The organism is Nitrosomonas sp., assembly GCF_040256045.1.
Taxonomy (GTDB): domain Bacteria; phylum Pseudomonadota; class Gammaproteobacteria; order Burkholderiales; family Nitrosomonadaceae; genus Nitrosomonas.
The window spans coordinates 1-26405 of record NZ_JBDZWD010000031.1; the positions used below are offsets into that span (position 1 = coordinate 1).

General features: G+C 50.2%; 26 protein-coding genes, 1 tRNA gene and 1 other RNA gene. 15 read left to right on the plus strand and 13 right to left on the minus strand.

Annotated elements, in window-relative coordinates:
* From ABUL11_RS07180 to nadB, 7 genes are all read right to left on the minus strand, one after another.
* Positions 1-1310: DUF3422 domain-containing protein (locus tag ABUL11_RS07180; RefSeq protein WP_350283184.1), on the minus strand; the 1310-nt coding region annotated here is incomplete at its 3' end.
* A gap of 37 nt (positions 1311-1347) precedes the next feature.
* On the minus strand, positions 1348-2148 hold the full coding sequence (locus ABUL11_RS07185; protein WP_350283185.1) for a sulfite exporter TauE/SafE family protein: 801 nt from the start codon (positions 2146-2148) through the stop codon (positions 1348-1350).
* 82 nt (positions 2149-2230) lie between these two features.
* A complete protein-coding gene (locus ABUL11_RS07190; protein ID WP_350283186.1) occupies positions 2231-2689 on the minus strand; it encodes an EVE domain-containing protein in 459 nt (152 codons plus the stop codon).
* Between the two features lie 48 nt (positions 2690-2737).
* Positions 2738-2916: non-coding RNA, 6S RNA (gene ssrS, locus ABUL11_RS07195), on the minus strand.
* 44 nt (positions 2917-2960) lie between these two features.
* Positions 2961-3284, minus strand: coding sequence for a cell division protein ZapA (locus tag ABUL11_RS07200; protein ID WP_350283187.1), 324 nt, complete (start codon positions 3282-3284; stop codon positions 2961-2963).
* Between the two features lies 1 nt (position 3285).
* On the minus strand, positions 3286-3516 hold the full coding sequence (locus tag ABUL11_RS07205; protein ID WP_350283188.1) for a hypothetical protein: 231 nt from the start codon (positions 3514-3516) through the stop codon (positions 3286-3288).
* Between the two features lie 75 nt (positions 3517-3591).
* Positions 3592-5178, minus strand: coding sequence for an L-aspartate oxidase (gene nadB, locus ABUL11_RS07210; protein ID WP_350283189.1), 1587 nt, complete (start codon positions 5176-5178; stop codon positions 3592-3594).
* A gap of 33 nt (positions 5179-5211) precedes the next feature.
* On the opposite strand from nadB, the gene ABUL11_RS07215 reads away from it, so the two are divergent.
* The 12 genes from ABUL11_RS07215 (at position 5212) to mnhG (ending at position 18309) form a co-directional block, all read left to right on the plus strand.
* Positions 5212-5379 (plus strand): hypothetical protein, encoded by a 168-nt coding sequence (locus tag ABUL11_RS07215; RefSeq protein WP_350283190.1) that lies wholly within the window; start codon positions 5212-5214, stop codon positions 5377-5379.
* 17 nt (positions 5380-5396) lie between these two features.
* The gene (locus tag ABUL11_RS07220; RefSeq protein ID WP_350283191.1) at positions 5397-6335 is read left to right on the plus strand and encodes a branched-chain amino acid transaminase; all 939 of its coding nucleotides are present in this window, start codon (positions 5397-5399) and stop codon (positions 6333-6335) included.
* Between the two features lie 26 nt (positions 6336-6361).
* The gene (locus ABUL11_RS07225) at positions 6362-6580 is read left to right on the plus strand and encodes a zinc-finger domain-containing protein (RefSeq protein ID WP_350283192.1); all 219 of its coding nucleotides are present in this window, start codon (positions 6362-6364) and stop codon (positions 6578-6580) included.
* Between the two features lie 63 nt (positions 6581-6643).
* A complete protein-coding gene (locus tag ABUL11_RS07230; RefSeq protein WP_350283193.1) occupies positions 6644-8020 on the plus strand; it encodes a phosphomannomutase/phosphoglucomutase in 1377 nt (458 codons plus the stop codon).
* A gap of 48 nt (positions 8021-8068) precedes the next feature.
* Positions 8069-9676 carry an NAD+ synthase gene (locus ABUL11_RS07235; RefSeq protein ID WP_350283194.1) on the plus strand — a complete coding sequence of 536 codons (1608 nt, stop codon included), beginning with the start codon at positions 8069-8071 and terminating at the stop codon, positions 9674-9676.
* Positions 9677-9749: 73 nt separating this feature from the next.
* Positions 9750-11303 carry a M48 family metalloprotease gene (locus ABUL11_RS07240; RefSeq protein WP_350283195.1) on the plus strand — a complete coding sequence of 518 codons (1554 nt, stop codon included), beginning with the start codon at positions 9750-9752 and terminating at the stop codon, positions 11301-11303.
* A 927-nt stretch (positions 11304-12230) separates the two neighbouring features.
* On the plus strand, positions 12231-15149 hold the full coding sequence (locus ABUL11_RS07245) for a monovalent cation/H+ antiporter subunit A (protein ID WP_350283196.1): 2919 nt from the start codon (positions 12231-12233) through the stop codon (positions 15147-15149).
* Positions 15149-15493 (plus strand): Na+/H+ antiporter subunit C, encoded by a 345-nt coding sequence (locus tag ABUL11_RS07250; protein ID WP_011112439.1) that lies wholly within the window; start codon positions 15149-15151, stop codon positions 15491-15493. Before ABUL11_RS07245 ends, ABUL11_RS07250 begins: the two co-directional genes overlap by 1 nt.
* A complete protein-coding gene (locus tag ABUL11_RS07255; protein ID WP_350283197.1) occupies positions 15490-17127 on the plus strand; it encodes a monovalent cation/H+ antiporter subunit D in 1638 nt (545 codons plus the stop codon). The genes ABUL11_RS07250 and ABUL11_RS07255 overlap by 4 nt, the downstream gene beginning before the upstream one ends.
* Complete coding sequence (locus ABUL11_RS07260) at positions 17124-17609, plus strand: Na+/H+ antiporter subunit E (RefSeq protein ID WP_350283198.1); 486 nt, start codon at positions 17124-17126, stop codon at positions 17607-17609. Before ABUL11_RS07255 ends, ABUL11_RS07260 begins: the two co-directional genes overlap by 4 nt.
* Positions 17606-17887 (plus strand): K+/H+ antiporter subunit F, encoded by a 282-nt coding sequence (locus ABUL11_RS07265; protein WP_350283199.1) that lies wholly within the window; start codon positions 17606-17608, stop codon positions 17885-17887. The genes ABUL11_RS07260 and ABUL11_RS07265 overlap by 4 nt, the downstream gene beginning before the upstream one ends.
* Positions 17884-18309 carry a monovalent cation/H(+) antiporter subunit G gene (gene mnhG / locus ABUL11_RS07270; RefSeq protein WP_350283200.1) on the plus strand — a complete coding sequence of 142 codons (426 nt, stop codon included), beginning with the start codon at positions 17884-17886 and terminating at the stop codon, positions 18307-18309. The genes ABUL11_RS07265 and mnhG overlap by 4 nt, the downstream gene beginning before the upstream one ends.
* 241 nt (positions 18310-18550) lie before the next feature.
* Here mnhG and ABUL11_RS07275 read toward each other — a convergent pair whose 3' ends face one another.
* On the minus strand, positions 18551-18835 hold the full coding sequence (locus tag ABUL11_RS07275) for an Lpp/OprI family alanine-zipper lipoprotein (protein WP_350283201.1): 285 nt from the start codon (positions 18833-18835) through the stop codon (positions 18551-18553).
* Positions 18836-19094: 259 nt separating this feature from the next.
* Positions 19095-19739 carry a glutathione S-transferase family protein gene (locus ABUL11_RS07280; RefSeq protein ID WP_350283202.1) on the minus strand — a complete coding sequence of 215 codons (645 nt, stop codon included), beginning with the start codon at positions 19737-19739 and terminating at the stop codon, positions 19095-19097.
* Positions 19740-20716: 977 nt separating this feature from the next.
* Between ABUL11_RS07280 and ABUL11_RS07285 the strand changes: the two genes are divergently transcribed.
* Positions 20717-21136: a YqaA family protein gene (locus ABUL11_RS07285; RefSeq protein WP_350283203.1), complete on the plus strand. Its 420-nt coding sequence runs from the start codon at positions 20717-20719 to the stop codon at positions 21134-21136.
* 33 nt (positions 21137-21169) lie between these two features.
* Here ABUL11_RS07285 and grxD read toward each other — a convergent pair whose 3' ends face one another.
* The 4 genes from grxD to hemA all read right to left on the minus strand — a co-directional run bounded on the left by grxD (position 21170) and on the right by hemA (position 24842).
* Complete coding sequence (grxD, locus tag ABUL11_RS07290; RefSeq protein WP_350283204.1) at positions 21170-21478, minus strand: Grx4 family monothiol glutaredoxin; 309 nt, start codon at positions 21476-21478, stop codon at positions 21170-21172.
* A 167-nt stretch (positions 21479-21645) separates the two neighbouring features.
* Positions 21646-22515, minus strand: a complete 870-nt coding sequence (prmC, locus tag ABUL11_RS07295; protein ID WP_350283205.1) for a peptide chain release factor N(5)-glutamine methyltransferase — start codon at positions 22513-22515, stop codon at positions 21646-21648.
* On the minus strand, positions 22512-23591 hold the full coding sequence (gene prfA, locus ABUL11_RS07300; RefSeq protein WP_350283206.1) for a peptide chain release factor 1: 1080 nt from the start codon (positions 23589-23591) through the stop codon (positions 22512-22514). Before prfA ends, prmC begins: the two co-directional genes overlap by 4 nt.
* The gene (hemA, locus tag ABUL11_RS07305; RefSeq protein WP_350283207.1) at positions 23592-24842 is read right to left on the minus strand and encodes a glutamyl-tRNA reductase; all 1251 of its coding nucleotides are present in this window, start codon (positions 24840-24842) and stop codon (positions 23592-23594) included. It abuts the gene before it with no gap.
* A gap of 186 nt (positions 24843-25028) precedes the next feature.
* Here hemA and ispB point away from each other — a divergent pair, with 186 nt between their 5' ends.
* The gene (ispB, locus tag ABUL11_RS07310) at positions 25029-25997 is read left to right on the plus strand and encodes an octaprenyl diphosphate synthase (protein ID WP_350283208.1); all 969 of its coding nucleotides are present in this window, start codon (positions 25029-25031) and stop codon (positions 25995-25997) included.
* A gap of 97 nt (positions 25998-26094) precedes the next feature.
* Positions 26095-26171 (plus strand) — tRNA-Pro (locus ABUL11_RS07315).
* Positions 26172-26405: the final 234 nt, after the last annotated feature.

Consider the following 26405-nt stretch of genomic DNA (forward strand, 5'->3'; position numbering starts at 1 on the left):
GAAGCTGATTTACTTACTATCCGGCGGAAACGCCTGATAGCGAAAAATACAATGATCACAATGACCGGTATCGCGATACCGGTCATCAGTTCAATATCGATATTCAGCCCTGCCGCCTTGGCAGCCTTCAGCCCGTAACCGGTAATACCGAGCAGGTAGTAACTCAGTACAACCACCGACAGGCCCTCCACCGTCTCCTGCAGACGCAGTTGCAGATACGCCCGGGTATCCATCGACCTGAGCAGATCCCGGATTTGCGATTCCATCGAGATATCCACCCGGGTGCGCAGCATAGAAGTCGCCCGTTCTACACGCAGTGATAGTGTTTCAAGTTTAGACCAAACCAGATCAAAGGTACTCATAGCTGAGGTAACCCGTTGTTTTCTGAATTCATACAACATCTGCAACCCCTCGATGCGTTCCTCACGCAATTCTGTGATTCGCTGTTGCATGATTGTGTGATACGTCTGCGATGCACTGAAACGATGACTGGACTGAGCAGAGATTCTTTCGATTTCCGTGGCCAGTGCGGTCAGCTTTACCAGCAACCGCTGTTCATCCTCGATAGAGTTGGGCGCGATATTGGTTGATATCAGCTCTGTCAGTTGTTCGCCATATCTTTCCAGCTGGGGAATGATTTCGCGCGTCATGGTCATCGGCAAAATCGCCAGCATACGATAAGTCTCGATCTCAAGCAGACGCTGTACCAGCCTGCCGACCTGCCGGCTGCGCAAGTTATCATCGTGAATCAGAAAACGGGTAAATCCATCCAGATGGATCTGGTTATCACTCCAGACACTGGCACTTCCCGCCGAAACCTTGGAGCCGATCACAGTATTCGAGGAAAACAGGGAGGATAGTTCACTCATGCTGCGGCTGGGGCGCCTGCGATCTTCCAGTGCAATATGCGTAGCGACCAGCACTTCTCCCGGCAATTTTTCCAGCCATTCCGGAGGGACATGCGCGATGGCAGGCTGAGCAAAAGGAACCTCGAACGGGCCTTCACTATAGAAAGTATAAGTGGAATATTCCGTATGGCGTTCCCAGCGCAATTGAAAACCGCCCAGCTCGACGCTCAACTGATCGAAGGCGCCATTGAGAATCCGGATACCGAAATGTTCACAAATCTGGACGATCAGCTCACGCTCCCTATTCACCCATTGTCGGTCTGAAAGCAAAACCAGATGAGAAAGCTGCAACGGGATATTGACCAGTTCATAGACATCCGCATTCAGCTCGGTATGCAGCAACCGTCGCTCGGAATACTCCGGCAGACCCAGCGGTCCGTATTTCAACAAATTGTCGGTCATGATCTGAAAAATTTTTCTGGTGATTGAAAATCCGGTACTAATTCCATAAATCCAGCAATAACTTGGTTCCCAGCAAATAAAGCAGGCCTGCAAAAATTTTTCTGAGTAACACTGCAGGCAAAACATGCGCCGCTCTGGCTCCCAGCGGTGCTGTCACCGTACTTGCCAACCCCACCGTGATCAGAGCAGGCAGATAAATATAGCCCAGTGCATAATCCGGCAATGGCTGTGCCAGCAACAAACCATTAATGGCATAGCCCGCCGCACTGGCCAGCGCAACCGGAAACCCGACGGCAGCTGCCGTACCGATGGCATGGTGCAACCGGACCTGACAAGCGGAGAGAAACGGTACTGTCAGTAATCCCCCGCCAATTGCTACCAGACTGGATAACGCACCGATCACACTGCCGGCAGCAAACATGCCAGTTTTTCCTGGCAGAACATGGCCCGTACCCGGCTTGAGATTGAGCCACATTTGCGTGGCCGCGAAATAGATGAATAAAACGAAAATGATACCCAATAGCCGACTCGACAACTGGCCGGCCAGAGTAGAACCAGCCAGCGCACCCGCAATGATTCCGGGCGTAATATAGCGCACAATCCACCAGTTCACGGCACCATGGGCATGGTGAGCACGCAGGCTGGAAATCGCGGTCAGGGTAATGATCGCCGTAGTCGTTCCCAGTGCAATATGCAGAATATGGTCAGCCGGAAAACCCAGAGACATGAAAACGGAGGCCAGTATCGGCACCATCAGCAGCCCACCACCGATACCCAGCAATCCCGCAAAGAAACCGACTGCACTCCCCGTCAGCAGGTAAACCGGCCACGCTTCCATATTTGGAATATCTCACTGGTAATTTCAAATATCCTGATGCACAAGCATGAAAATATCAGGGACAGGCAAATGCATGGCATCACTACTGCAGCTTTGCCTCGATGAATTTCCATTCCGATGGATCAATGGGGGTAATGGACAGCCGGTTGCCTTTCTGCAGGATACGCATACCGGCCAGTTCGGGATAACTGCGCAGCTCTCTGAGGGAAAGCAAGCGGGTCTTACGAAGAAACCGGATTTCGACATTGAACCAGCGCGGATTCTCACGCGTCGATTTTGGGTCGAAATATTTGCTGGTCGAGTCGAACTGTGTTTCATCCGGATAAGCAAGCCTTGAAACTTCGACGATGCCGGCAATACCTAGTTCGGGGCAGCTCGAATGATAGAAAAAAGCCAGATCTCCAAGCTGCATTTGGTTACGCATGAAATTACGCGCCTGATAGTTGCGTACACCATCCCAGGGCACTGTCTGCCCCGGCCGGGCAACAAGGTCATCGATACTTACTTCCGACGGCTCTGATTTCATCAGCCAGTAACGCATATTTTCACGAATAGGATATGGGAAAAAACTGAAACCACTAAAAGGAAAGGGGTCCCCGCGAATGCCGTCAGGTTGTTATCTTGAACCACAGGTTCAAGAGTGGCCGCCTGTCGGCCGCATCAGGCATGCTCCACGAGAGAGTACGCACAACAGCAACCATCGACTAGCAGCCAAATACAAAGAATTGGTTCAAAGAATACAAACCTTGACAAACACCGCAGGGGTTAAATCTGTCGCAATTGCTCTGGCACACAACGCACGACGCGCTAAATTATTCGATTTTATTCTTAAGGATGGTCCTGATACCGGCAAGCGCATCACTTACCTTGGACTCCAGCAGTTCGATTCTACGCTTAAATTCATTCATGTCAAAACCACCCTGCGAACGAATACTGAGCAATTCACGGGTAATGCTAATGGCGGCGGCAATGGCAATCTGCTCCGTTCCGGCAATCTTGCCTGCTGATTTTATCTCCTCCATTTTTTTATTGAGACAGGAAATCGCAAGCAATAAATCTTCACGTTCTTCTTCCGAACAGTGAATACGAAATTCCTGCTCCATTACGATTACATTCAAAACAGTATCTTTATTCACTTCAGCCCTCGGGCAGATTGTTCAGTAAAACCTTGAGGCGTTCAGCTGCGGTTTGCATCCGCTCGGCAAGCTGGCGATTTACCGCCTCTGCATTTTCAAGCAAACGATACAATCTGGCATTTTCCTCACGCGTCTCCTGATACAACCCGATCAGCAGGTCGATCTTATCTTCCAGCGACTTCAATTCATCATCCATCAGCGATTCCATTCCCACCGACATGGGATAAAGCACTTAGTATCCGCTGATCAGATCCATTCCATGACGACACCGTCGCGGGGAGTACATACAAACCTTGCCAATTTTTTATCATTCTCGTGACAGGATCGTGTCAACGGCTTGCGGCAGTATTTCAGGGTAATCCCGGCTGAAGTGCAGCCCGCGACTCTCATGCCGCAGCATTGCGCTTCGCACGATCAGGTCAGAAGTACACACGAGATTGCGCAGCTCAAGCAAATCACTGGTTACCCGGAAATTGGAATAGTACTCACCAATTTCCTCACTCAGCAGCCTGATGCGGTGTTGTGCCCGCTGTAAACGTTTGCTGGTACGCACGATGCCTACATAATTCCACATAAAACGGCGTAACTCATCCCAGTTATGGGAAATTACGACTTCCTCGTCGGCATCGGTCACACGGCTTTCATCCCAGTCCGGTAACGGCAGATCCTGTGCTGGAGAGCGAACCAGAATATCCTCGACTGCTGAAAGACCAGTGACCAGACATTCCAGCAAAGAATTACTGGCCAGACGATTAGCACCATGCAAGCCGGTATGTGCGGTTTCACCCATGGCGTACAGATTGTCGAGATCAGTTCGTCCGCGTCGATCAGTCATGATCCCGCCACAAGTATAGTGGGCTGCCGGAACTACAGGAATGGGCTCACGGGTAATGTCGATACCCAGTTCCAGACAGCGCTTGTAAATAGTTGGAAAATGCTGCACCAGAAAATCGGCTGGCTGGTGGGAAATATCCAGAAATACACAATCCAGCCCGCGTTTCTTCATTTCGAAGTCGATTGCACGCGCCACGATATCACGCGGAGCAAGTTCGGCCCGCTCATCATGCCGGAGCATGAAACGCTCACCATCAGGCAGCTTCAGTATGCCTCCCTCTCCTCTCACTGCTTCACTGATCAGAAAGGATTTGGCATGCGGGTGATACAGGCAAGTGGGATGAAACTGAACAAACTCCATATTGGCAACACGACACCCCGCACGCCACCCCATGGCAATACCATCTCCAGTGGATACATCGGGATTGGTCGTATAGAGATAGACCTTACCCGCACCGCCGGTGGCCAGAATCGTATTACACGCCGCGATCGTGCGCACTTTCCCGGCGCGGATATCGAGCACATAAGCCCCGTAGCAGCGGTTATTCTCTCCACCATGAGACAGCTTCTCACTAGTGATCAGATCCACTGCGATATGGTGCTCCAGCACGGTGATATTTGGATGTTGTGCTGCCTGTCTAGTCAGTGTAAGTTGCACCACTTTACCGGTGGCATCGCCAGAATGAATGATGCGACGCACACTATGACCGCCCTCTCGGGTCAGGTGATAACCGGTTTCATTGTGATCATCCCGGGTGAAATCGACCCCTCGGGCAATCAGCCATTTGACAGCCCGTGGACCGTTTTCCACAATATGACGGGTCATGGCTTCATTACACAAACCTGCACCGGCAATCAGCGTATCGCGGATATGCGCCTCCGGTGAATCTTCGATCGACAGCACGGCGGCAATCCCCCCTTGCGCCCACGCACTGGAGCTGTCGTGTAACGTTCGCTTGGTCACCAGTACGACCTTTTGGGTTTCTGCAAGATTCAGAGCAAGTGTCAGTCCGGCCAGACCGCTACCAATGATCAGTGCATCGAAACGAAGTGGTTGCATGAATAACGATGATCGCTCAGAAATGATAGAAGAATGAATTCGCTTTCGGGAATTATCACATTTTTTGTCACGGTTTCGAATTCATCACGTGCTGCCGGCATTGTCGCTGGCAAAAATACGCTAGAATACAGCAAGGTTTCTGGGGAAATGCCGGATGATCCGGCTGACGAATACTTCCCGTTATTCAGTTTACAAATCTAACACAGGAGAGTTTCAGCATGTCGATGGCGGACCGTGACGGGGTTATCTGGTATGACGGAGAGCTGGTTCCATGGCGCGATGCCACGACCCATGTACTTACCCATACCCTGCATTATGGAATGGGTGTATTCGAAGGGTTGCGCGCCTATCAGACACTCGGAGGACCAGCCATTTTCCGTTTGCCCGAGCATACGGAACGTCTGTTTCACTCGGCACATGTCTTCAGAATGAAAATTCCCTTTGATCAGCCCACACTGATACAGGCACAGCGTGATGTCGTCCGGCAGAATGGGTTAACCTCCGGCTATATCCGTCCAATTGTCTTCTACGGCTCGGAAGCCATGGGATTATCCGCCAAAAATCTGTCAGTCCACGTCGCCATCGCTGCCTGGCCATGGGGAACCTATCTGGGTGCAGATGCACTGAAAAACGGGATTCGTGTCAAAACCTCCTCCTTCACCCGCCACCACGTCAATATCAACATGTGTCGCGCCAAATCGGTAGCTACCTATACCAATTCGATCCTGGCACATCAGGAAGTTGCACAGGACGGCTACCAGGAAGCCCTGCTACTGGATGTGGATGGTTATGTCGCGGAAGGTTCCGGTGAAAACATTTTCATCATCAAAAAAGGCAAGCTTTACACACCTGATCTGACAGCCTGTCTGGAAGGCATCACGCGTGCATCGGTCATTCAACTGGCACAGGAAGCTGGTATCGAGGTCATTCAAAAACGAATTACCCGTGATGAAGTCTACTGTGCGGATGAGGCCTTCTTTACCGGTACGGCAGCAGAAGTCACGCCGATCCGTGAACTGGATTGCCGCATGATTGGTAACGGTAAACGCGGTCCTGTCACCGAACAACTGCAAACTTTATTTTTTGACTGCGTCAACGGCAAATCAGACAAACATGCAGATTGGCTGCATTACGCCGATTGGACGCATTATGATTAATTGCTAAACCAGACTGTGAATCGCCCATGAATACACTTTCTACCTGTACCTATCCATATCCACAAGAAATCGAAATCAGCCCGGATGATTTGCCGCTGTATTGCCCCAATCCAGCGATGGATACGAGAAGCTGGCATCCGCGCGTTTTTCTCGAGATCGAAGCAACCGGCAAGGTCATATGCCCTTACTGCAGTACGCAGTATGTCCTGATAGGAACGCCGAATCCGGACCACCATCATTCATGACATGGATAGGTATCCGGCCTTCCTGTCATTCATCATTTATCCGAACCAGGGAGTCGTTACTGCATGAGTAATATTGCACCTGAAATTTTCAAGGCTTATGACATTCGTGGCATCGTAGAAACCGCGCTGACGCCAGCAGCAGTAGAACTCATCGGTCACGCCATTGGTTCTGAGGCACGTGAACGCCGGCTTACCGCCATTGCGATCGGCCGCGATGGCCGCCTGTCCGGGCCAGAGCTGGCACAGGCACTGACGAACGGTATCCGCAAAAGTGGAATCGATGTCATCGATGTGGGTATGGTCCCCACACCAGTACTGTACTACGCTGCACACGAATTGTGCGGCTACTCGGGCGTAATGGTGACTGGCAGTCACAATCCACCCGAATATAACGGTCTTAAAATCGTACTGGGTAGTGAAACATTGGCAGCAGAGGCAATCCAGGCCCTGCGTCTGCGTATCGAGCAGGACAACTTCCAGCACGGACAGGGAAGTTATCGTCAGCATGACATCGTACAAAGTTATCTGCAACGAATCGTCGCGGATGTCAAACTTGCCCGGCCGATCAAGATCGTTGTTGACAGCGGCAATGGCGTCACCGGTGTACTGGCGCCCGAACTGTATCGCCGATTGGGCTGTGAAGTAATCGAACTGTTTTGTGAAGTCGATGGTACCTTCCCGAATCATCATCCTGATCCTTCAGTACCGAAAAACCTGCAGGATGTCATCCGGACACTGGCTACCACCGATGCTGAAATCGGTTTTGCCTTCGACGGCGATGGTGATCGTCTGGGTGTCGTCACCAAAGATGGGAGCATCATTTATCCGGATCGCCAGCTCATGCTGTTGGCCGCCGATGTACTATCCAGAAACCCCGGTGGTCAGATCATCTATGATGTCAAATGCACACGCACACTGGCACCCTGGATCATCCAGCATGGTGGCAAGCCAGTCATGTGGAAAACGGGACACTCCTTCATCAAGGCCAAGCTAAAGGAAACCGGTGCATTACTGGCCGGTGAAATGAGCGGCCATATCTTCTTCAAGGAACGCTGGTACGGATTCGATGATGGCCTGTATGCCGGTGCACGTCTGCTGGAACTGCTCAGCAAACAGGCTGACCCGGCTGCGGTGCTGCACGCTCTGCCCGACACGATCAATACCCCCGAACTGCAGATCAGACTCAAGGAAGGAGAAAATCACGCTCTGATCGCTCAGCTTCAGCGCGATGCAGACTTTCCTGAAGCCGACCAGGTCATTACGATCGATGGCCTGCGAGTGGAATACAAAGATGGATTCGGTCTGATCCGGGCATCCAACACCACGCCGGTCGCGGTGCTGCGCTTCGAGGCGGATAATCAGGCCGCGCTGGAACGTATCCAGCAGGATTTCCGCCGAGTCATCCTGCAAGCCAGGCCGGATGCAGCCCTGCCTTTCTGACCGGGCGTCAACCGCTTACCGGCATCTCTTCTTACATTTCTTTTTGCCGTGAAGATCGCGCTTGCACAAATCAACTGCACGGCAGGTGATCTGAACGGGAATCAACTCAAAATACTACGTGCCTGCCAGCAAGCCAGGAAAGCTGGTGCTGATCTGGTTGTCACACCGGAAATGTCGCTGTGCGGCTATCTCACGGAAGACTGGCTGCTGCGCAGGGAGTTTTTACAAGCCTGCCATCAGGCGCTTATGGAACTTGTCGCCCAAGTGCATGACATTACGCTGATCGTCGGGCATCCTCACAATATGGACGGCAATCTGTTCAATGCTGTTTCCATCGTTCGGGATGACCGCCTGCTGGCGACACATTGCAAACAGCATTTATTCTCTGACCGGTTACAGGATGAACGTCGTTATTTCAGCACCGGCAACCCGCTCTGCACGTTCGAATGCAGCGGTACACTTTTTGGATTGACAACCTGTTCCGATTATCGGCATGCGGCTCATCTGCAATCACTGCAGGTTGCCGGTGCCCAGATTCTGCTGACCGTAGATGCTTCTCCCTACTCCATCGACAGCCAGACTGACCATTACCGGACACTGCGCGAGGGAATCACACAAACCGGGCTGCCAGCTGTTTATATCAATCCGGTCGGCGGGCAGGATGAACTGGTATTCGATGGTGCTTCATTCGCGATGGATCACAGCGGTAAACTCGTTTGTCAGCTGCCTGCTTTTCGGGAAGCGCTCGCTGTGATCGAAATTCACGATCATCAGTCGATCTCTGGAAAATGTTCCACATTGCCGGATCAGGTCGGAAGTATTTACACCGCATTGTGCCTGGGCCTGCATGATTTCATCACCAAAAACAGATTTCCTGGTGTGCTGATCGGTCTGTCCGGTGGTGTTGATTCTGCACTGGTACTGGCAATCGCAGTGGATGCCCTCGGTGCTGAACGGATCAGAACCGTGATGATGCCTTCCCTTTACACCGCCGACATCAGTATCCAGGATGCCCAGATCATGGCAGACAACCTGGGGGTGCACCATGCCGAGATACCGATTACCGGGTTGTTCGATCAGTTCCAGCAAGCGTTGCAGGCCGAGTTGCATGCCTGCTCTGGGTCCGGGACTTCGGCCACTGCAGAAAATCTGCAGGCTCGTATCCGCGGAACATTGCTGATGGCGCTGGCCAACCAGTCCGGCATGCTGGTGCTGCCAACGAGTAACAAATCTGAAACCGCCGTGGGTTACAGCACGTTATACGGAGATATGGCCGGCGGATTTTCGATACTCAAGGATATCAGCAAGACACTGGTTTACCGGCTTTGCCATTATCGCAACCAGATTTCACCGATCATTCCACATCGTATTCTGCAGCGCCCGCCTTCGGCTGAGTTGCGCCCGGGCCAGACCGATCAGGACAGCCTCCCGCCATACGATGTACTGGATGCAATCATCGAAGCGTATGTGGAAAACGATCTGTCAGCAACAGAAATCATCGCCATGAACTATCCCGAAGAAATCGTCCGACGTGTGCTGCGCATGATCCATTCCAGTGAATACAAACGCCGGCAGGCAGCACTTGGTATCCGGATCACGCGGCGTGATTTCGGCCGATCATGGCGATTTCCGCTGACTTCCGGGTTTCCAGATTGAGCTGCCCGGATGACACCACTGTATTCATCGAGCCAGCTGTAAGAAGATCACAAATCAGAGTCGGTTCACCGGTATGATGGAACTCGATCTGTCGGCAACCATCAAACGCGATATGAAATTTCGCTACCTTTTCATCATTGTGCCCTTGTTATTTCCTGCCCATATATTTGGACAGGAACTGCCCGATCTGGGTGATGTTTCCCAGGCCAGTGTCACTCCCCGCCAGGAGCGGCAGATCGGCGTACAGATCATGCGCGAGATCCGCGCGGATTCCAGCTATCTGGACGATCCTGAAATTGCCGATTATCTGACCCGGCTGGGCAATCGGCTGATTACTGCCGCAGGCCAGACCAATCCGGATAATCCGTTCGAATTTTTTGCCATCAATGATTCCTCAATCAACGCCTTTGCTCTACCGGGCGCATTCGTGGGATTTCATAGCGGCCTCATCACCGCTGCACAAAACGAATCGGAACTGGCCGGTGTCATGGCGCATGAAATTGCGCACGTCACTCAAAAGCATCTTGCCCGAATGATCTCCGGAACCTCGTATTTAGGCCTACTCGGATCAATCGCTGCACTGGCAATTGCCATTCTTGCCTCCCGTTCCAATCCCAATGCCGGTCAGGCAGTCCTGGCCACCGCTCAAGCCAGCGCCATACAATCCCAGCTGAATTTCACTCGCAAGCATGAAAAAGAAGCTGATCGTGTCGGATTCAACATGCTCGTCAAGGCGGGGTTTGATCCGCACGGCATGTCCTCCTTCTTTGAGCGCATGCAACATGCCAGCCGCTATTACGAAAATGGAATGCCCTCTTACCTCATGACTCACCCGGTCACGCATGAGCGTATCGCTGACATCCAGAATCGTACCCGGCAGCTGGGTTACCGGCAGATTCAGGACAGCCTGGAATTCCATCTGGTTCGTGCCAAGATCCGTGCCTCTCGCGGTAATCCGGCTTCAGTCATTAATGAATTCAAAGCACGTCTGCAAGATAAACGCTATATCAACGAAATTGCAGAACGATATGGCCTGATCCAAGCCTTGCTGCGTGCGAAACAGTTCAAACTAGCAGATGAGGAATTAAATACGCTTTACCGGGCTATTCAATCTGATTCTTCGGCCCAGTCGCTCAAGAACCATCGTCTGGGAAAATCTATTCAGGTAGAGGGTGATTATCTGCAATCCGCTGCCATGATTGAAACGCTTGCGGCGCGCGTCAAATTTGCCAACGGCCAGACTGATGACGCTTTCCGGCTGTATCAATCTGCATTGCAATCCTTCCCGCATTATCGCGCGCTGGTTTACGATTACGCCGATGCACTGCTGCAACACGAGGATGCCCAGGCTGCGCTGGACTTCATCAATGGCCAATCCCAGTTCATCCATGACGACATCCGGATCTACCGGCTTACAGCCCAGTGTCATGCCGCACTGGGAAATGCCTTGCTGCAACATCAGGCTGAAGCCGAGGCGCTGATCCGTGAGGGCAATCTAAGGGCAGCAATAGAACAGCTCCAGATCGCTTTGCGCCATAAACATGATAATTTCTACCAGTTATCCAGCGTGGAAGCACGTCTGCGACAAATCAAGGAATTCGTAGCAGCCGAAAAAGAAAAAAAATAGATTTTATTCAATCATTTCTGCTGCTAAAAATTCAGCGAGCCAATAGGCCTCATTCGATAAAGGTATTGGTTTTCATGTTCAACTCCCGCAGAAGAATCATTCTTTTCCTGTTCACTGGTGCAATTTACGGCTATTTTTCACTATAAGGAAATCCGGAAGGTATGATATAAAAACCCGGGCTGCCGACCGGGGGATATCGTACGCACAACATCCGCCGACGAGACGCTCGCACCGCTGGAACTGGTTGATATCGGTACACAGATCTACCGGCGGGGTAACCATACCGGTTCCTCCCTCAGCCTGCAGGTATATTTGATGTCAGTTTCCACGATACGACGTAGGGAATTTGTCGCAATCATGGGCCATTCCGGCTCCGGAAAATCCACCTTGTGAACATACTTGGCTGCTTGGACTCACCGTCTGATCCGACTCCAGGACGGACGAATCATCGAAGACGGGCCGATAGACAAACCGGTTATTCCCCTTTCCAAATTATGAATTTACTGACCATCATCGGTGAAACCATGCAGGCGCTGCAAACCAACCGCCCGCGAACTGCGCTCACCACCAGAGTCAGAGGCTGTTCCGGCTGATTGAAGTAATCTTTTTCGCCTGTGCAGCGGCATTTGAGATTTGTTACTATTACTGAATTGACCGGACAAAAATAAAATCAGGCCGGGAAATCATTTTTAATCAGGTGGGTACTGCCTGATTATCGACAGTATAATTTCCAGCAATTTGCAGCTCATCACGGAACCTGTACCCGGATTGGGATCATCGGATTTCCAGGGTATGCCTGATGCTATTCCCGGCGGCTGCGAACTGTTGCCCTGTCGGATATCGGCCCGATGCAATTATCCGGTGTCGATCATCTGATTTAATTCTGCCGGCACCCCCGGCAATACCATTTACATTGTTTTTCTGAGGATGAACAGCGAAGATCTCCTGTATTTTCTGATAGCGTTACCTTTCGTCGGTAGTGCACTGGCTGCAATACTGCCGGCTAATGCCCGTAATACGGAAGCGTGGCTGGCGGGTAGCGTAATGATCGCGGCGCTTATTATCACTATCGGCCTTTATCCATTCATTTCCGGGGGGGAAATCCTTCGTAACGAAATTGAATGGCTGCCTGGATGCGGCCTGAACTTCACACTCAGGATGGATGGTTTTGCATGGATGTTTTCGATGCTGATTACCGGTATCGGGTTTCTCGTGGTACTTTATGCACGTTACTACATGTCTCCCAGGGATCCGGTTCCGCGTTTTTTCTCCTTTCTGCTGGCTTTCGCCGGCGCCATGCAAGGTATGGTCATCGCGGGTAATCTGATTCTGCTGGCCATTTTCTGGGAGCTCACCAGTATCTTTTCATTCCTGCTGATCGGTTACTGGCATCATAATGCAGCGGCACGCGAAGGTGCGCGCATGTCATTGATCATCACGGGAGCCGGTGGCCTTTGCCTACTTGTCGGGTTGATTCTCGTCGGTTACATCGTCGGCAGCTATGACCTCGACAGCGTTTTGGCGGCAGGTGACACAATCCGGGAACATGAGCTGTACGTTCCTACACTGATACTCATCCTGCTGGGAGCACTGACCAAAAGTGCGCAGTTCCCGTTCCATTTCTGGCTGCCTAACGCCATGACTGCACCCACTCCGGTATCCGCCTATCTGCATTCAGCCACGATGGTAAAAGCAGGTGTGTTTCTGCTCACTCGGCTGTGGCCGGTATTGTCCGGTACTGATGAATGGTTTTTCATACTCGGGCTGGCTGGCATGAGTACACTGCTGCTCAGCGCTTACTTCGCCATCTTCCAGCAGGATCTCAAGGGATTACTAGCCTATTCGACCATCAGCCATCTCGGCCTGATTACCACGCTACTGAGCCTTGGCAGTCCATTGGCTGCTGTAGCAGCGATTTTTCACATGATGAACCACGCCACTTTCAAGGCATCCCTGTTCATGGCCGCCGGTATCATCGATCATGAAGCCGGAACACGTGATATGCGCAAACTGAGCGGATTGTTCAGCTACATGCCGATCACGGCCACGCTCGCCATGGTAGCCAGTGCTGCTATGGCAGGTGTACCGCTCCTCAATGGGTTCCTTTCGAAAGAAATGTTTTTTGCCGAAACACTCGGACAACATTCCGGCTCTGTATTGGATGGCATGCTTCCCTATGTCGCAACGATTGCGGGTGCTTTTGCGGTAACCTATTCCGTGCGTTTTATTCATACTGTCTTTTTCGGTGAGAAAGCACTCGAGCTTCCGCGTGAACCTCATGAACCTCCACACTGGATGCGATTGCCAATCGAGTTTCTGGTACTGGCCTGCCTCATTGTCGGCATTATTCCTGGCATGACTGTCGGTCCTTATCTGCATACCGCCGTGATCTCAGTACTGGGTGAACATACACCGCAGTACAGTTTGGCTATATGGCATGACATCAATACTCCACTGATTATGAGTGTGATTGCACTCATCAGCGGGGTATTGCTTTATCTGTTATTGAAAAACTATCTTGCCCGATGTGAAGATGGCCCGCCTGGTCTGAGTCATTTCAAAGGTCAGCATATTTTTGACAGGATGCTGGTTACGCTCTCGTGGCGATGGGCACGCTGGCTGGAAGAGTTTTTCGGCACACATCGTCTTCAACCGCAACTGTTTCTGGTCATGCTGATTGCCTTGCTCGCCGGCAGCTGGCCATTCTTTGAAGCAGGCATCGATTTCGGTTTACCGGTACTGACCGGAATTGATCCCGTTTTTGCAATACTCTGGGGAATCGGCATCGCCTGCGCACTTGGTGCTGCTTATCAGGCCAAATATCACCGTCTGGCTGCACTGATTCTGATGGGAGGAGCAGGTCTCGTCACCTGTATCACCTTTGTCTGGTTTTCCGCACCCGATCTGGCAGTGACCCAGTTACTGGTAGAAATCGTCACTACCGTTCTGATCCTGCTGGGTCTGCGCTGGCTACCAAAAAGGGTAGAACAAATCGACAATGCTTTGACACCGGTTGCCTGGACACGCAGATTCCGGGATTTGACACTGGCTGTCGGCTGTGGAGGGGGAATGGCACTAACAGCCTACAAAGCAATGACCAATACACCATTGTCCGATTCGATCGCCCAATTTTTTCTGGAGCGAGCTCATTCGGAAGGAGGTGGTAACAATGTCGTCAATGTCATCCTGGTCGATTTTCGTGGTTTTGATACCTTCGGTGAAATCACCGTACTGGGCATCGTGGCACTCACCGTTTACGCACTGCTGCGGCGTTTCCGGCCTGCACCGGACAGTATCGATATTCCCGAGCAGCAGCGCAGACAGAATGCTTTTGATGACAATCATCCCGAACGCAGCATCGGAGAAACCATGCATGACTATCTGATGGTACCTTCAATCGTCATGCAGTGGATGTTCCCGTTCATCATTCTGCTGGCGGTTTATTTCTTTCTGCGCGGCCATGATCTGCCAGGTGGCGGGTTTGCTGCCGGTATTACACTGGCTATCGGCCTCTTGTTACAGTACCTCGCCAGTGGAACCCGTTGGGTGGAAGACCGTCTCTATATTCGGCCAGTTCGCTGGATTGGCTCTGGTTTACTGCTAGCGGTGCTGACCGGAACAGGATCATGGCTGTTTGGATTCCCCTTCCTGACTTCACATTTCGATCATCTGGAAATACCACTGATCGGAGAATTACCGGTCGCCACAGCACTGTTCTTCGATCTGGGTGTCCTGTTACTGGTTGTCGGTGCAACCGCACTGATGCTGATTGCAATAGCACATCAATCCCTTCGCAGCTATCGCACGCGCTCCGCAGACACTGAAAAAACCGGGGAGGAAGATTAATGGAACTGGTTCTGTCTCTCGGTATCGGCATACTGGTTGGATCAGGTGTATGGCTGCTGCTGCGTCCTCGCACCTACCAAGTCATCATTGGGCTGGGACTGGTCTCTTATGCTGTCAACCTGTTCATTTTCAGCATGGGACGGCTGGTGACAGACAAACCGCCGGTCACGCAAGCAGGTGCTCAAATTGATCCGACAACGTTTGCCGATCCGATACCTCAGGCCCTGGTACTGACAGCCATCGTCATCGGCTTTGCCACGACGGCACTCTTTCTGGTCGTCCTGCTTGCCTCACGCGGTCTGACGGGCACCGATCATGTTGATGGTAAGGAACCCGACCGATGAATTTATCTCTGGAACACTTTGTCATTGCACCGGTTCTGATTCCATTCATCACCGGAGTGTTGCTGCTTTTTCTCGATGATCGTGCGCGGCACGTGAAAGCCTTCGTATCCGTTCTATCCACCGTTGTATTGTTGGTGATATCGATTCTGCTTCTGTGCATTGTGCATACAAATGACAGTGCGAATGAAGACAGGATTGCGGTCTACCTGCTGGGTAACTGGCCACCCCCATTTGCTATCAATCTGGTGCTGGATCGCCTGTCATCGATGATGCTGGTTCTGACCGCGATGCTCGCTCTACCTTCTCTGATATTTTCACTCGGGCGCTGGCAGAAGGCCGGTGTCCATTTTCATACTCTGTTTCTGTTACTGCTGATGGGGTTGAATGGCGCGTTTCTGACCGGAGATCTGTTCAATCTCTTCGTATTCTTCGAAGTTATGCTGGCAGCATCCTATGGTCTGGTATTACACGGATCAGGGTTATTGCGGGTAAAGGCGGGGTTACACTACATCGCCATCAACCTTGTCGCTTCACTGCTGTTTCTGATCGGAGTAGCTCTGATTTACAGTGTTACTGGCACGCTCAACATGGCCGATCTGGCCATACGTATCCCGCAAATCAATGAGGCAAACCGCACGATGCTGGAATCCGGAGCAGCCATTCTGAGTGTGGCTTTTCTCATTAAAGCAGGTATGTGGCCGTTGAATTTCTGGCTTCCGACGACCTACGCCGCAGCACCAGCGCCATCAGCAGCCATTTTTGCCATCATGAGTAAAGTCGGCATTTATGTACTGCTGCGTCTGTCATTGCTTTTTTTCGGGAATGATCCCGGCTTTTCGGAAAGTCTGGGAGCGCAGATACTGCTTTATGGGGGTCTGGCGACGATCGGCTTTGGTACTGTCGGGGTTCTTGCTTCACAGACACCGGGACGATTTGCCGGTTTCTCGGTACTAATCTCATCCGGCACACTGCTGGCAAGCATCGGTCTGGTACAAACCGAAGTAACCGCTGGTGCCCTGTTTTATCTTGCCAGCTCCACACTCGCAATCAGTGCTCTATTCATGCTCATCGAACTAGTTGAAAGAGGGCAGAATATGGCAGCAAACGTTTTGGCCGTTACCATGGAAGCGTTCGGTTACGATGATGAAGAAATGGAAAGCGAAGAAATTATCGGAGTAGCCATTCCAAGAACGATTGCCGTGTTGGGTACATGCTTTGCCGCTTGCACCATTGTGCTAGCCGGCTTGCCGCCCCTTTCGGGTTTCATTGCCAAATTCGTCATCCTCAACGCCCTGTTCAGTCCTGGTGAATCAGAGCAGATGCACGTCATTCCCGTCGCTCTCTGGTGGTTCCTGGCCCTCCTCATTTTTTCCGGACTGGCTACCCTGATCGCCATGAGCCGTTCCGGTATACGCACTTTCTGGGCGCCTCCAGTAGATACGGCACTGCCACGGGTATTACTAATCGAAATCGTGCCGATTGCTGCCTTGCTGTGCATAACGCTCGTACTGACCATACAGGCAGGGCCGGTAATGCATTTCATGGAAGCCACCGCAAACAACTTGCACGCACCACAACCCTACATTGAAGGTGTCATGAAGACACCGCCACAGTCGCTGGAAACAACAGAATGAACAGATTGTTCCCATACCCGTTGCTAACCATTTTACTGATCATCACATGGCTGATGCTAGCCGGTTTTTCAGTCGGCCAGTTTCTACTTGGTACCTTCACTGCGATTGTGGCTACATGGGGACTGGCTGCGCTGCACCCGGCAAAACCACGAATCCGGCGCTGGGATTTACTACCCAAACTCTTTGCTATCGTATTTTACGATATCGTACGTTCCAACATCGCCGTAGCCGGAATTATTCTACATGGAGGTAGAAAAGCCGGGAAATCCAGTTTCATGACTATTCCGCTTGATCTGCGCGACCCTATGGGATTAGCCATCCTGGCTATCATCATAACAGGTACCCCTGGCACGGCCTGGATCGACTACAACTCTGCACGTAATATCCTGATACTGCATGTTTTTGATCTGGTCGATGAGACCAGCTGGTTAAATCTGATCAAGAATCGCTATGAATACCTGTTACAGGAGATATTTGAATGAGTGCCACTATTTTTTTCTGGGCCGTTACCACGGCACAAATTGCTCTGGGAATTGCCATGATACTGGCACTGACCCGAATGATCAGCGGACCGCGTGCTCAAGATAGAGTGCTGGGGCTGGATACGCTCTACAATAACTCAATGCTGCTGATGCTCGTTTTCGGCATACGCACCGGTAATTCACTCTATTTTGAAATTTCCCTCATCATCGGTGCGCTGGGTTTCGTGGCAACTGTGGCATTAGCTAAATTTCTGATGCGCGGAGAGGTAATCGAATGAACCATGCCGCTGATTTGCCGATATGGGCTACATTGCTCATTGCTCTTTTTCTTTTGATTGGTGCCGGATTGACACTAATCGGTTCATTCGGGCTTTATCGTTTACGCAGTTTCTACGACCGGATTCACGCACCGACACTCGGGACTAGCTGGGGAACAGCCGGTATCGCCACCGCTTCGGTGATTTACTTCAGTGTCGTCGAATCACAACTCGTTCTATATCAACTGCTGATTGGTATATTCGTGATGGCGACTACACCAGTAACACTGATATTACTGAGCCGCGCCGCACTTTACCGCGATCGTACAGAAAACAGTGGCAATGTTCCTTCGCTGCATCCGCTCAGAGATCTACCCCAGACGCCGCAACCAGAACAAGGCTCGGTACTTACGGACAAAAATGCTGATGAAGAACAAAAGTAATTCATGACCTCTGAGCTATCAACAGGCAAGCCAGCAAATGATCACAGAAATCTTGCAGTATGTAACGGAACTCAGCTGCGGGAATAATGCACGGAGAAAAATTTGTTGAGTTGCCCGATTCGCGAGCATCAGGAGAACTGATTGACTACCCCGGATTCCACCTTGCTTCATCCAGATCGGAGAATAATAAACCTCAATCACAAATGAAAAAAGAACCCGGGGTAATCACGAAACAACTGGCTTATTTATGCATTGCACGTTTGAACATGCGATCAATTTTGGTTTCGGTATCAATCGAGCGTGCATTGGCTTCGTTAGCCTTGTCCATTGCCTGATTGGCAGTATTGACTGCATCATTGGCTGCTGCTCTGGCAGCTGCTGCATCTGATTTCACTGCAGAAACATTGGATTCCAGTGCATCAACACGCAATTTGAGAGCTTCGATCTCCCCGGTTGTTGCACAGGCGGACAAACCGGCACAGGCACCTACTAATGCAAGCATCGTTACCACTCTTTTCTTATTCATTTCATCGTCTCCTTATAAAAAATAAACATCACTTCACACCTTTACCCCTTATTCCGAGAAAACGTACATAACCTAACCCGGTTTATAACACATTACAATATAAATCAAATGCAATAAAAGAACCTGAACGCAGCCTATTGATCAGTCAGACAGATACTGGAATCCATAAAGCTCTTCTCATTTTTCAGTGAAACCAGAAGCCCATATACAAATATGACACGTAGTTGTATGTAGTTATATTTTTCTTGTCTTCGGGCAGTTAGTCACCCTCGTCGACTTTCAGCAGAACCCTGCTCAGTTCAGCACTGGGCCGTGCTGCGATATGTTCAAACCAAGGGCCGATATTCGACAGATTGTGGTCAAATGGCTGATTGACCGTTATACCAAAATCCAGCCACACATAAAGCCAGATATCAGCAGCAGTAAAACGTTCGCCACAAAGATACGGCCCTGCTCCAAACATATCATCCAGCCAGTGCAAGCGATCCTGCGCCACACACTTTAATCCGTCAGCCGCTTCGGGTAACACCGGAATACGAGACTCAAACCGAGCCAGCCCTTCCGCATAATGGTATGCATTGTGTATAAATTCGGTAATATTGAGCTCCACCCGTCGCCACCATTGCCGAGTTTGTGCGCGCTGTTCAGGTGTATTGCCGATCAGCGTCGGCAAGGGATACAGCTCTTCCAGATATTCTGCAATAGCAACGGCTTCTGCCACTACACTGTCATCATCCAGGCGCAAAGCCGGGGTTTGCCCTGCCGGATTGACAGTCAAATATACCGGCTGCCGGTTTTCTCCGGTCATGACATCCACGGTCACGGCCGGCAGTTGCAACCGTTTCTCCAGCAGAAACATCCGCAAACAACGTGGTGCAGGGCTGTGTGCATCATAAATCAGCATGAATCAACTCCGTTATCGTACATACAAGCGATTTCGGAAATAAAAACCAAATTGACAAAGTCGCACACGTTCTTACTCACCCGAACAAAACCTCATCAAATCTGAACTTTTGAATTTGTCTCCCTCTCGACATCCCCACTTTTCTCTTCCATTTAGTTCCGGCCAGAATATTCACAATTATGCAACCAGAATACACGACATGGAAGTGCAGCTGCAAAACATAATCAACCACCACAGGGTAATGAATAGTTGCCTTTGCATGTCGTCTCAAGCTACTCTGAAAATCTTCTCGATCAGGGTATTCAGATACATTTCCGAAGCATGCCTACGGCCCCCTCTACCAGTGCGTATGCAGGCATGGGATGGCTGAACAGATAACCCTATGCCTGATCACACCTCGCCTTTCTGAGAAAAGTATATTATTCATGCATCCCGATACCTTCTGCCCAACCCTGTGTTCCAGCAAATGGACCACAGCTGGACAATAACAGTAACAATCGCTTCAGATTCTAAATTTTTACCAATATCATCTACCGGGAATTTATCAACCTCAGGACATTAAATGACAAACGTGAAAGCTGGCACAAACTGGAGTAACCCGTACCCAAAATATTGATTGATATGTGCACCACCCTCTCGTAGTTGTTCCAAACCAATATTTCTAAAGGTAAACGGATAAATACACGAAACCTTTACAGATTAGTGCAATTCGTGAGGTATAGGTGATGATTTCCGAAACACTGCGAAAGCCTTCAATCTGTTATCTCTACAGGTAATATGACGGGAAATACAATCACTCGGTATGATTCGTTCTGATAGCGAGAAACGTCAATTATCTCCTGACATGACATCGCCGAAATGAAATTAGTAGTGTCCGCAATGCTACACTACCGCAGGATATGAATACACGATTTGCAGATACCTTCTGAACCACCTCCAGATTCATTTACTGTTACCGGAAAATTGGCACTACTCCTATGAATGAGAACACCAGCCTGCTGACACTTTTTATCAGCAGTTTTCTTGCTGCAACATTACTCCCAGGAGGATCTGAAGCCGTGCTGGTCGGAGTACTGATCACTTATCCCGATCTGTTCTGGCCAGCATTGAATGTTGCCACATTGGGTAATACGCTGGGGGGAATGAGTTCTTATGTGATTGGTCGTTTGCTGCCCGACGAACAGGCGCTGTCACAAAAGATCGGTCGCCATGTTCACGGGCTGGAGTGGACACGCCGCCGTGGGGCACCCGTATTATTTCTGTCCTGGCTGCCACTGATCGGCGATATATTATGTGTAGCTGCCGGATGGCTGCGGATCAACTGGGCCTCGGCAGCGTTTTTCATTGCTGCAGGTAAATTTGCAAGATACTGGTTAATCGCTGCAGCAATCAATTAGTACTAATTGATAAACAATCAGTTCATTGCTCGATTATTTCTCGAACAGCTTCTGCAGCTCTCCGTTCTGATACATTTCAGACATAATGTCAGATCCACCGATAAATTCTCCATTGACATATAACTGGGGAATCGTAGGCCAGCTGGAATAATCCTTGATACCCTGACGTATTTCCGGATCAGCCAACACATTTACTGCAAAAAAATCCTCAACCCCGCAAGCATTCAATATCCGTATCGCATTAGCGGAAAAACCACACTGCGGCTGCTGCGGCGTGCCTTTCATATATAAAACCACCGGGTACGACGACACTTGTTTTTCAATAGAATCAACGACATCCATATTTAACCTTCTCCTTGAAATTTACAAAGCAGTTATGTATCTCATAAACAACAGGCATCCCAACTAAACTCATCTTATATAAAATCTTCCATCTACTACACATCCTCATTGGAGTTTATGTAGCCGCAACAATTCACAGATCATGTTACAAATTTTCTTCCCGCGGCTCATTCATACTGTCCACCAGTCACCCTGTCTGTGCCGGCAATATCCGGCCGGGTAAACAAGCAAGTGAAACCGGCTGTATCCAGCAATTCACGACAAACGTCAGCCTGGTCATAGCCATGTTCCAACATCAACCATCCGGATGGCTCAAGGTAATCCGGTGCTTGCGTAATGATTGTCCGAATACAATCCAAACCGTTATCCCGAGCTGCCAATGCGATCAACGGTTCAAAACGCAGATCTCCTTGCTTTAAGTGTGGATCTCCTTCAGCGATATAGGGAGGATTGGCTACGATCACATCAAATTTTTCTCTGATAAAACCAGAAAACCAGTCAGCCTCGACGAATACTATATTTTTCACAGCGTGCATTCTGGCATTCCTGCGGGCTACTGCCATTGCCCCCGGGGAAAAATCAACCGCTGTCACACAGGCATCGGAGCGATGTCTGGCGAGGGTGATCGCGATAGCACCACTCCCGGTCCCCAGGTCGAGGATATTACATTTCCGGTCAGAGGGTATTTTCGATAATGCCATTTCTACCAGAAGCTCTGTTTCAGGGCGTGGAATCAATACATCGGGCGTCACTTCAAATACTAGATCGTAAAATCCCCTTTCTCCCGTCAGATATGCAACCGGTTCCCCGGCAATGCGCCTTGCAATCATCTGCCGAAAACAGGCAAGCTGATCTGTACTGAGCAACTGTTCAGAATGCGCGATCAGAAAAGCTGCATCTGTGTTCAATATACTTTGCAATATCCAGCGTGTATCAACGCGATCAATAACATTTGCAGGACTCTGCAAGAGCTCACCGATTGTAACGAGAGTATCTAAATTTTCCTGCACTGGGACAAGCAGACCATCCCCCGTCATTTTTCTGTCATGGCAGTCAGTTGGGCTGCCTGATGCTCAGCAGCCAAGGCAGAACATAACTCATCCAACTCGCCATCGACAATCTGCTCGATTTTATAGAGTGTGAGATTGATCCTGTGATCAGTAATTCTGCCTTGCGGGAAATTATAGGTCCGGATGCGTTCTGAACGCTCGCCACTGCCGACGAGTGATTTTCGAGTAGCTGCCTGCTCAGCCTGCTGTGCACGTACCTGTTTGTCGAGGATACGAGCAATCAGAACACTCATCGCCTGCGCCTTATTCTTGTGCTGAGAGCGCCCCTCCTGGCATTCAGCCACGATTCCCGTCGGCAAATGGGTAATTCGCACAGCCGAATCCGTTTTATTGATGTGCTGTCCTCCGGCTCCGGAAGCACGAAAGGTATCGATCCTCAAATCAGCCGGGTTCAGAGTTATATCGGCAATCTCATCCGCTTCCGGCAAAACCGCAACGGTACAAGTCGAGGTATGTACACGCCCCTGCGTTTCTGTCGCTGGAACACGTTGTACACGATGCCCACCTGATTCGAACTTGAGTCTGGAATAAGCACCATAACCCATGACTCGAGCAATGATTTCTTTGTACCCCCCCACCTCGGAAGGATTCTGTGAAACGACTTCCACCTGCCATCCTTCCCGTTCCGCATAACGGCTGTACATACGAAACAGGTCGCCTGCAAACAAGGCAGATTCATCCCCTCCCGCACCTGCCCGTATTTCCAAAAAAATATTGCGTTCGTCATTCGGATCCTTAGGCAACAACTGCCTGAGTATCTCAGTTTCAATATCTGTGAGCTTTTGCCTGTCTGCTTCGATCTCGGCTTCGGCAAAGTCACGGAACTGAGGATCTGAACTCATTTCCCTGGCTGTTGCTAAATCCTGCTCAATCTGTCGATAGGTGCGATAAAGTTCGGTTACCGGTTCGATTTCCGCCCGTTCACGAGAAAGCTTCCGGTAATTATCCAGATCGGCCGTGATTTTTTCGGTACTCAACAGCTTATCCAGTTCCCCCAGCCGCATGCTCAGCCGGGTGAGCTGATCAATAATTCCCTTGTTCATTTATGAGTGATGCAACTGGTACAGCCGATTGACGAGTTCGATAAGCTGCTCACGTTCATCATCAGATGCACGATTCAGAACAGAAGAGGGAAGATGGAGGAATTTATTGGTCAATCCACTGCTCAGCGATTCCAGTACTTTTTCAGGATCTTCTCCTTTCGCCAGCAATTTGTACGCACGGGTCAGTTCATGCCGGCGATATCGCTCTGCCTGATTACGCAGCGCCAGAATGGTTGGAACACTTTGCCGCGTGGCAACCCAGTGCATGAAATCGACAACATTGGATTCGATGATCGTCTCGGCCTGAGTCACCGCACCCTGGCGATTATCCAGCCCTTCTTTAACAATATCAGCCAGATCATCCACATAATACAGAAACACGTCATCCAATTCGGCCACTTCTGGCTCAACATCCCGCGGTACGGCCAGATCAACGATAAAAACCGGCCGATGTTTGCGCTGCTTGATCGCTCGCTCCAACATCCCTTTTCCAAGTATCGGTAACGGACTTGCCGTAGAAGTAACGACGATATCATGCAACGCCAACTGATCCGGCAGTTCACCCAAGGAGATAGGATGGGCATTGAAACGCCGTGCCAGTGCTTCTGCTCGCTCTACCGTGCGGTTGGCAACGGTCACATGTACAGGGTGTCTGGCCACGAAATGAGCAGCACACAATTCGATCATTTCACCTGCACCGATGAACAGCACCTTCTGCTCACTGATATTGCCGAAAATTCTCTCGGCCAGACGCGCCGATGCGGCTGCCATTGAAACGGAACAGGCACCTATTTCCGTGGAGGTACGTACTTCCTTGGCAACAAAAAATGTGCGCTGAAACATTTTATGCAGCAACAATCCCAGTGTCCCTGCCTGTTCAGCAGATTTTACGGCGCTTTTCATCTGCCCCAGTATTTGGGGTTCGCCCAGAACCATGGAATCCAACCCACTGGCAACACGAAAGGCGTGCTTAACGGCCTTCTCTCGCAATAGTCTGTAGAGATAAGGCTCCAGATCACCGAATCGCAGGTGGTGAAAATCGGCCAGCCAGCTGACCGCCTTATCCGGCGTATCGGTATTACAGTATATTTCAGTGCGGTTACACGTCGAGACAATAGCTGCCTCCTTGACAAGCTGGTGACCTACCAGATCATGCAGCGCATGCTGCATCGACTCTTTCGAAAAAGCCACATGCTCGCGTATATCTAAAGGTGCAGTATGATGGTTAACACCAAAAGCAAAAAGTTGCATGAAAAGTATCCCGATAACGCCAATTCAAAACTGATCAATTATAACGGAAGTTATACTGTCTCAATCAATGGAAGTTCCATGATCACACGCTGTACGACATATGTTTCAACTGCTTCCTCTGCGGGAATCCAGCTTGACACTCAGGCAGCGACATTTCTACCATAGCGGTTTCTTCAGGGAGTCATTGTGTCAATCGAGTCGATCAGAAATGTTATCGCCAAAGATATGGAGGAGGTTGATAATGTTATCCAGCAAAAGCTTCACTCTCAGGTTGTACTTGTCCGGCAGGTAAGTGAATATATCATTCACAGCGGCGGTAAAAGATTGCGACCGGCACTGGTCATCCTGGCCGCAGGATTGTTCGATTACAAAGGCTTGCACCATCACAACCTGGCTGCAGTCATCGAATTCATTCACACCGCGACACTCCTGCACGATGACGTAGTGGATGAGTCCGAATTACGCCGCAATCAGGCCACTGCCAATGCTTTATTTGGTAATGCTGCAAGCGTACTGGTAGGGGATTTTCTCTATTCACGTGCTTTTCAGATGATGGTAGAAGTAGGCAACATGCGGGTTATGGAAGTACTGGCCGATGCGACCAATACCATCGCCGAGGGTGAAGTACTCCAGTTGCTCAACTGTCGTGATCCGGATGTAGAAGAAGAAAATTATCTGCAGGTCATCCGTTTTAAAACTGCTAAACTTTTTGAAGCCGCTGCCCGATTGGGAGCAATACTGGGAGGAGCCACTCCGGCCGAAGAAGAAGCACTGTCATCCTATGGCATGCACTTGGGTACAGCATTCCAACTGGTGGATGATTTGCTGGACTACTCCGGGAATGATCAGGATACAGGCAAAAATCTGGGAGATGATTTGGCGGAAGGAAAACCAACTCTGCCGCTGATATTTGCCATGCGCTCAGGTGTACCTGAACAGGTGGATACCGTGCGCCATGCCATCGAAACCGGCGGAAAGGATGGGTTTGAGCCAATACTCAAAATCATTCAGGAAAGCGGTGCACTCGATTACGCAAAGCGATGTGCCCAGAATGAGGCCGACATGGCTATTTCTGCAATCACTGCAATCCGTGATTCTATCTACAAGCAATGTTTGCTAGAATTGGCAGAATTTGCAATTACAAGGAATTACTAGTGTTTTGCGGGAACTATTGGCTTCGGTTACAGCCGATTCAAAATGTCCGCTACTTGCTATTCCTTGTAAGCCTCAGTTTTTAGTAAATCACTTCATTCGGGGTGTAGCTCAGCCTGGTAGAGTACTGCGTTCGGGACGCAGGAGCCGGAGGTTCAAATCCTCTCACCCCGACCAGATAATCCGACAATCTTACATTTTCCGCTTCAGGTTTTTTATAACTGCTAGAAGCTGTCTGGAAAAAGGAGGCTCCTTCCTGAACCAGAACAATGAAAAAGTAAGACTACGCTCTGACTAGCCATATCAGAGGATTACACCCTCCACTTAAAAATATAACGTTCTCAGTCCCAGATCTGATACCGATATTCGGTTGATTTCGTGTCACAAGTTCCCACTCGATTACTTAGAATA